Genomic DNA, 7,291 nt, shown 5'->3' on the forward strand with positions numbered 1-7,291 from the left:
TGCCCCCGCACCCGTATGCGCTTGTTCCGTTGAGAACTAGGTGGTGCGGTGCACCAGCAGCGGGATGAAGCGCTCCCCCGCAGTGAGCGATCCGTGCTGCCCTACCATGTCAAACGCCATCGGCGTAACGCGTCGGCCGTCGTAGAAAGCGATAGCTTCCGCTGCCAGAATCATCAGATCACCCAGCCGGGCTGCATGCTCTTCGGTAATGGCGCCGAAGTAGCCCAGTTCAATGGCTTCCTCGCGCGTCATCACCCAGGCTTTGGTGCCGTAGGCCTGCTGCCAGGCCTCGCGTACGCGTAACCGGCTAGCCGCGTCGGTCTGCGTGTCGAAGGTCAATTGGACTCCACGAGGTTCGCCGCTGGTCAGCTCCACGCCTTCGATAAGCTCCGGCTGCTGGCTGTAGTCGATGCGTTGGGATGCGGGGATGTCCACCATTCCATGGTCACCGGTAATCAGCACCGTGGTTTCTTCTGGCAGCTTGGAGACCAGGTTCTTAATGACGTAATCCAACTCTTCGAGCGTGTCCCGCCATTGGCTGGAGTCCACGCCGAATTTGTGTCCGGCCTTGTCCAATTCATTGAAGTACGTGTAGACCAGCGAATTGCGGTTCGACTCGAAAATGGTTCGGGTAGCACGCGCACGGGCCGCAGGCTGGTTCGCCGGCACGAATTTGGGGCCGCGCAACGACGCGCGAGTCAGGGCCGACTTGGCGAACATCGGAATAGACACGGTAGCCACGTGGATGCCGTGCTCGGCGACTTTCTGGAAAACGGTCGGGCGAGTCTGCCACGCTTCGGGGTCCAAGTCCCCTGGCCATCCTCCGAGCTGGTTAACTACACGGCGCTTGGCCGGATCGATGACGTCATAGCCAACCATTCCATGTTCGCCGGGAGCCAGGCCCGTGGCCAGGCTGCTCAGGGACGTCGCGGTGGTGGAAGGGAATCCCGTTCCCAGCTTCTGCCCCTTTTCGAACAGGCCGCGCAGGAAGGGTACATGCCCGAGATGGCTCTTGAGCTGGTTCCAGCCCAGTCCGTCAACCATAATCAGTGCCACACGTTTTGTCGGGGCAAAGCCCAAAGCGTTCTCGTAGCCCGGAACGCCCATTGCAGCGGCTGCCGACGGAAGGATCTCCGACAGCGTAGCTTGGCCGTATTTGGGCGCGTCCGGGATTTTCTGTGCCGGGACAGGAAGGTTGCTGCGTTTCTGTTCCTCGATCATGCTCAGGCGATCGTGGCCAGGCGCAGGCGGACAGCGAATTCCCGTGCCTTGTTCACGGCCTGCTGGCCGTCGGCCTCGGCGCTGACGCGGATGACCAAGTCCTCAGGCTGCGAGGTGCCGTTCAGCCCGTGGTCGGCATCGCACTGCGGATCGGCACAGGCGGCAGGGGCCAGATCAATCCGCTTGGTTCCGTTCCAGGACAGTCCAAAGGTCAATTCCTTGACCGGGTCAGCGGCCGAGTAATGCTGCGGCTGGTGGTAGACGTAACTGGTGGCAACCGAGGCGATGCGGGCCAGGGAAATCATTTCGACGGAGACCTGCGCCATGACGTCCTTGCCGTGGTCGTCAAGCTGCTGGTCATCGACGTGCACAATGAAAAGCACCTTTTCACTCATCACCATAACGGTGATATGGCGGTGCACTTCGGTATGGTCGAAGTGAGTTTCCAGATGTACATAGTGGTCAAGCACTGGTTGGCCCATCATGGCTTCAGCCAGTACATCCTGGACCATCTGCGGATAAAAACCCGCACGGACCAGATCATGCTGAAGCTCAGCGCCAGGAGTGGTCGAATACGTTGGAGAACTCATGCCCCAATTCTACTCAGTCGCCACAGGCAATTCACGTTTCGGCGATTGCACTCAATTACGCAATGCCCGGCGGACGCTATCTGTGCGTTGCTCAGCGTTGCTGATCTGGATGTTCACCGCCAGCACGCTCAACGAATCGGTGGCAACGGTGATCGGCGCGAATTTGGCAACGGTCACTTCAGGATGGTTGTCCTTGAAGAGCGAGACGCGGGTGATGAAGTCCTTCAGGGCATCAAGATCCACCGCCGGCAATCCCTGGTAGCCGAAGAGCCGCACGCTGCTGCGCGGACGGCGGATGAGCTGTTCCAGATCATGGGTGGAGAACGGCGCCACGCCGTGGGCCCAATCATCGAGCAGGTTTACCGGATCGCCGCTGAGCCCGAAGGAAATGACTGGACCAAGCAACGGGTCTTCCACGGCCTTGACCACGCAAGCCTGGCCAGCAGGAGCCATGCTCTGCACTTCCAGGGAGTCCACGCCGTAAACCGCCATCAGCGACTTCATATGCGTGAAGTTCGCTTCCAGGCTCTGCTTGTCCGGGATGCTCAAGCGCACGCCGCCCAAGTCCAGGCGTTGGCGCAGATCAGGGTCGTTGGCTTTCAGTGCCACCGGCCAGCCGAATTCTTCGGCCGCCGCAACAGCTTCTTCTGCGGTGTGCACCACCCGATGGGACAGGAACTTGATCCCGTAGAAGTCCAGCAGCTTCTGCACCTGCGCGTCGTCCAATTCCAGCAGGTTGGTCCCCGAGATGGTCTGCACCAATTCATCAAGGTACTCCGCGGCACCGTCCACGTCGATTCCAGCTGGATCCTTCATCGGCTCGTAGGGAACGTCAACCCACTGCTGGTATCCATAGGCCTTGGCCAGGGCGCCGATGACGGTGGTTGGCGAGGTGTATACCGGAATCCCCTGCTTCAGGCCGCCAGTAATTTTCGTATCCGCCAGGCCCGGAACCAATGCCACCACTGGTTTTGGCTGGCCAATGAACTCCTTGGCGACCTTCAGAACTGCGCTGGTATCCAGCTCCGAGTAGGGCAGGTGCGCCAGCAGAATGGTGTGGATCTGCGGGTCTTCCACCAGTTCCTTGATCCGGGCGCGCAGCACCGGAATGGCCTTGGACTGGCCCATGCTGTAGTCCAGCTCTTCGCTCTGCACGACGGTGTTCAGGTTCCTGTCCTCGGCGACGTCGCACACCACCTCTGCGATGGTCGAGGAGTTGGACAGGATCGCAACGTTCGGGCCCTTCGGCGCAGGGAAGACCGAAAGCAGGGCCGTGACATCCAGCAGCTCTTCTGATGAGCGCACGCGAATCACGCCAGACTGGCGAAGAATTGCGTTCATTGCACCTGGTGGCGCTTGGCCTACGCGCACCGAGTGGCCCGGAGGAAGGCGGCGGCCCATCACATCGGATTTAGCCACGATCACAGGCTTGCTGCGGGCCAGGCGCCGGGCGATGCGTGCGAACTTGCGTGGGTTGCCAAAGGATTCCAGGTACAACGCGACAACATGGGTACGCAGGTCGTCCTCAAAGAACTGCATCGCGTCGTTGCCGGATACGTCAGCGCGCAGGCCTGCGGAAATGGCGCTGCTGGGGCCAACACCTTGCTGCAAGGCCACACCCTGGATGATTGTGCCCATGGCGGCCGATTGGGTGAAGAATCCGACGTTTCCGGATGGCGGAACGTGGTGGCTTCCGGTGGCATACAGCTTCACCTGCGGGTCGGTATTCATCAGCCCGGCAGAACCCGGCCCTACCACCCGCATGCCGTTGGCACGAGCCAGCGACACAAGTTCACGCTGGGCACTCAACCCTTCCGGAGTTTCGTAGCCGGTGGTCATGATGACCAGGGATTTGACCCCGTGGGTGGCGCAGTCCCCGATGGCTTCCATGACCCCTTCGCGCGGAATGCACAGGAAGGCGACATCCACCGGTCCCGGGATTTCGGTGATCTTCCCATAGGCCACCATGCCGCCCACTTCCAAGGCCGCATCGTTCACCGCATACACGGCACCGGTGTACCCGGATTCCACAATTTGTTCCAGCACGTCGTGTCCCAGCTTGCCCCAGGTGCGGCTGGCTCCGATGACGGCAACGGACCTAGGCGCCAGAAGAGCAGCAACACTGCTCGCCTCGGCGCGGTGTTCTCGCGCCTCGGTCACTTCGCGGGATTTCTCGGTGGGACTGATGGAAAATTCGAGCATGACTACGCCGTCTTCAAAATGCCGTGCGACCGCGTACCCGGCATCGGAGAAGACGGTGAGCATCTTCCGGTTCTCTGGAAGAACCTCGGCCGAGAACTTCTCGATGTCGTTTTCACGGGCCGCCGCGGCCAGATGCTCCAAGAGGATCGAGCCGATACCAGTGCCCTGGTATTCGTCCGAGACGTTGAAGGCGACTTCCGCCTCCCTCGGGTCATCCAAGCGGTCGTAGCGGCCGACGCCGATGATCCTTGCGCCACGAACCACGGTGAAGGCGACGCGATTCACATGGTCGACATTGGTGAACCGTTCGAGCTCTTTAGGGGTCAGTGACGACTTATACGTAAAATAGCGTAAGTAGACTGACGTCTCAGACTGCTGCTTGTGCATCTCCTGGAGCGCTTGGGCATCCTGCGGAGTAATCGGTCGCAGGTGTGCAGTTGTCCCATCGCGAAGCACAACATCTGCTTCCCAATGCGCCGGATATGCCGCCGAAAGTTTACGATCCACCATAGGCTTAGGATAGTCGGCAGTTCGGCGTTGCGCCCAGATGCAACACGAAGATTCGGCAGTTCCGGCCCTAAGACAGTAGATGAAGGACGAACAGAGTAATGGCTCGTAAGAAGTCTGAAGAGATTCCAGCGGATTTCGTTGAAAATATCGTCGATATAGACGTCACCAATGAAATGGAATCATCCTTCTTGGAGTATGCCTACTCGGTGATCTACTCCCGCGCGCTTCCCGATGCCCGTGATGGGCTGAAGCCAGTTCAGCGCCGCATCCTCTTCCAGATGGCGCAAATGGGCTTGCGCCCGGAGAAGGGCCATGTCAAGTCTGCCCGCGTGGTCGGCGAAGTGATGGGCAAGCTGCACCCCCATGGCGACACCGCGATCTACGACGCCATGGTCCGCCTGGCCCAAGACTTCTCCCTTCGGCTGCCGTTGATCGATGGCCACGGAAACTTCGGATCGCTCGATGACGGCCCGGCAGCCCCGCGTTACACCGAGGCCCGTCTGGCAGCCTCCGCTGTTGCCATGACCGCTAACCTGGATGAAGAGGTCGTGAACTTCGTCCCGAACTACGACAACCAGTTCATGCAGCCCGAAGTGCTGCCGGCAGCATTCCCCAATCTGCTGGTCAATGGCACCACCGGCATTGCCGTGGGCATGGCCACCAACATGGCTCCCCACAATCTGGGCGAAGTTGTCGCTGCTGCGCAACACCTGCTCAAGGAACCTGACGCCACCGTCGAAGAACTCATGAAGTTCATTCCGGGCCCGGATTTGCCCTCGGGCGGCAGCATTACCGGTTTGGACGGCATCAAGGATGCCTACCGCACCGGTCGTGGCTTGTTCCGCACCCGAGCTACCGTGGCCCTGGAGAAGATCTCCGCACGCAAGTCGGGCCTGGTAGTCACCGAACTGCCTTATGGCGTGGGCCCTGAAAAGGTCATCGAGAAGATCAAGGATGGCGTCAACAGCAAGAAGATCTCCGGCATCTCCGATGTTGTCGACCTGACCGACCGGCATCACGGCCTGAAGCTGGTTATCGAGCTGAAGAACGGTTTCAACCCGAACGCTGTCCTGGCCAGCCTGTACAAGTACACCCCGATGGAAGACTCCTTCGGCATCAATAACGTTGCCCTGGTCGACGGCCAGCCACGCACCATGGGGCTGGGCGAACTGCTCACCGTGTATGTGGACCACCGACTGGATGTTGTACGCCGTCGCACCGCGCATCGCCTGGCCAAGCGTGAAGACCGTTTGCATCTGGTGGAGGGCCTGCTGATTGCCATCGTTGATATTGACGATGTCATTGCCATTATCCGTTCCTCCGAGCAGACCGCAGAAGCACGCGAACGCCTGATGACGGTCTTCGACCTGAGCGAGCCGCAGGCCAGCCACATCCTGGAACTGCGGTTGCGCCAGCTGACCAAGTACTCCACGCTGGAGCTGGAGACCGAAGCCGAGCAGCTGCGCAACGAAATCGAGGAACTGCGCGCCATTTTGGAGTCCGATGAGCTGCTGCGCACCCTGGTTTCCGATGAGCTCGGGGAAATGGCCGACACTTTCGGCACCCCGCGCCGGACCAAGCTGCTGAAGTCTGCTCAGCTGGCACCGCTGAAGGGCACCGCGTTGCCTGAAGAAGTCGGGACAGGCAAGAAGGCCAAGTTGGCCATGGAAGTCTCCGACAGCCCGTGCTGGGTATTGCTCTCGGCCACGGGGCAGCTCGCCCGGACTCCTGATCGGGACGTCGTGGACTACTCCGCGGCGCGCATCAAGCACGACGTGCTCACCTCGCAGGTTGCTTCCAGCGCCCGTGGTGAGATCGGAGCGCTGACGAGTGTCGGACGGATTATTCGCATCTCGCTGATCGATGTTCCGGTGCTTCCCGAATCCCATGGCTTCCCGCAGCTGGCCCACGGCGTGCCGATCTCCGAGTTCCTCAAGCTGGGCAAGGGCGAAAGCGCGGTGGCACTGGTTCCGCTGAACCAGGTGATTGCCGTGGGCACCAAGAACGGTGTGGTCAAGCGGGTCACCCCGGACTACCCGCTGAACCGTGACGAGTTCGAGGCGATCACGCTCAAGGACACCGACGTCGTGATTGCCGCGGCGCCGGCCGAGGATGCCGATGAGCTGGTGTTCCTGACCAGGCAGGCTCAGCTGCTGCGTTTCAGCGCTTCGGCGGTGCGTGCCCAGGGCCGCACCGGACAAGGCATGGCCGGCATCAAGCTCGCCGCCGATGACCAGGTGATCTTCTTCGGTGTGGTTCCTGCCGGTGCTGGCGACGCGGTGGTAGCCACGATCGCTGCCGGTTCGCAGACCCTTCCTGGCACCTCGGGCCAGTCGGTGAAGCTCACCGACTTCTCCGAGTTCCCGGCGAAGGGCCGCGCCACCGCGGGCGTGCGCGCTCACCGTTTCGTCAAGGGTGAGGACTACCTGCAGCTGGGCTATGCCGGCCAGGGTCCTGCGCGTGCCAGCTCCACGGCAGGCGTAGTGCGTGCTTTGCCTACCGAATATGGCAAGCGCGATGGTTCGGGCGCGCCTTTGGCCCAGTCAGTGAACATCATTGGCGGAACCATTGCCGGCGGGCACGATGCTTCTGCAGCACCTGCTGCCCAGGACCTCCAGGCAACCGCGCGGCAAGAAGCGTTGATTCCCGAGACAACCAAGGCAAAAGCGGCCCCGGCCATCACGCCGGGCGAAGACGCGCTGCCTTTCGACGACGGTGGAGTAATCCTCTAATCCAGCAGCGCCAGAACTGAACGCGGCGTCGTTTCC

Annotated in this window: 4 protein-coding genes; 1 reads left to right on the forward strand and 3 read right to left on the reverse strand. The window is 61.1% G+C overall.

From position 1 onward, the window contains the following. Nucleotides 1-36: 36 nt before the first annotated feature. The 3 genes from ACNPN0_RS11230 to ACNPN0_RS11240 are packed head-to-tail and all read right to left on the reverse strand — an operon-like array spanning nt 37 to nt 4,523. Nucleotides 37-1,221: an alkaline phosphatase family protein gene (locus ACNPN0_RS11230; protein ID WP_105656759.1), complete on the reverse strand. Its 1,185-nt coding sequence runs from the start codon at nt 1,219-1,221 to the stop codon at nt 37-39. Nucleotides 1,222-1,223: 2 nt separating this feature from the next. Continuing rightward, a complete protein-coding gene (locus tag ACNPN0_RS11235) occupies nt 1,224-1,811 on the reverse strand; it encodes a DUF5998 family protein (RefSeq protein WP_105656760.1) in 588 nt (195 codons plus the stop codon). A gap of 51 nt (nt 1,812-1,862) precedes the next feature. Next, entirely contained in the window at nt 1,863-4,523 is a 2,661-nt protein-coding gene (locus ACNPN0_RS11240; protein WP_105656761.1) for a bifunctional acetate--CoA ligase family protein/GNAT family N-acetyltransferase, read from the reverse strand. Nucleotides 4,524-4,621: 98 nt separating this feature from the next. Between ACNPN0_RS11240 and ACNPN0_RS11245 the strand changes: the two genes are divergently transcribed. Then, the gene (locus ACNPN0_RS11245) at nt 4,622-7,255 is read left to right on the forward strand and encodes a DNA gyrase/topoisomerase IV subunit A (RefSeq protein ID WP_105656762.1); all 2,634 of its coding nucleotides are present in this window, start codon (nt 4,622-4,624) and stop codon (nt 7,253-7,255) included. The last annotated feature ends 36 nt before the right edge of the window (nt 7,256-7,291 follow it).

The organism is Glutamicibacter sp. AGC84 (assembly GCF_053543575.1).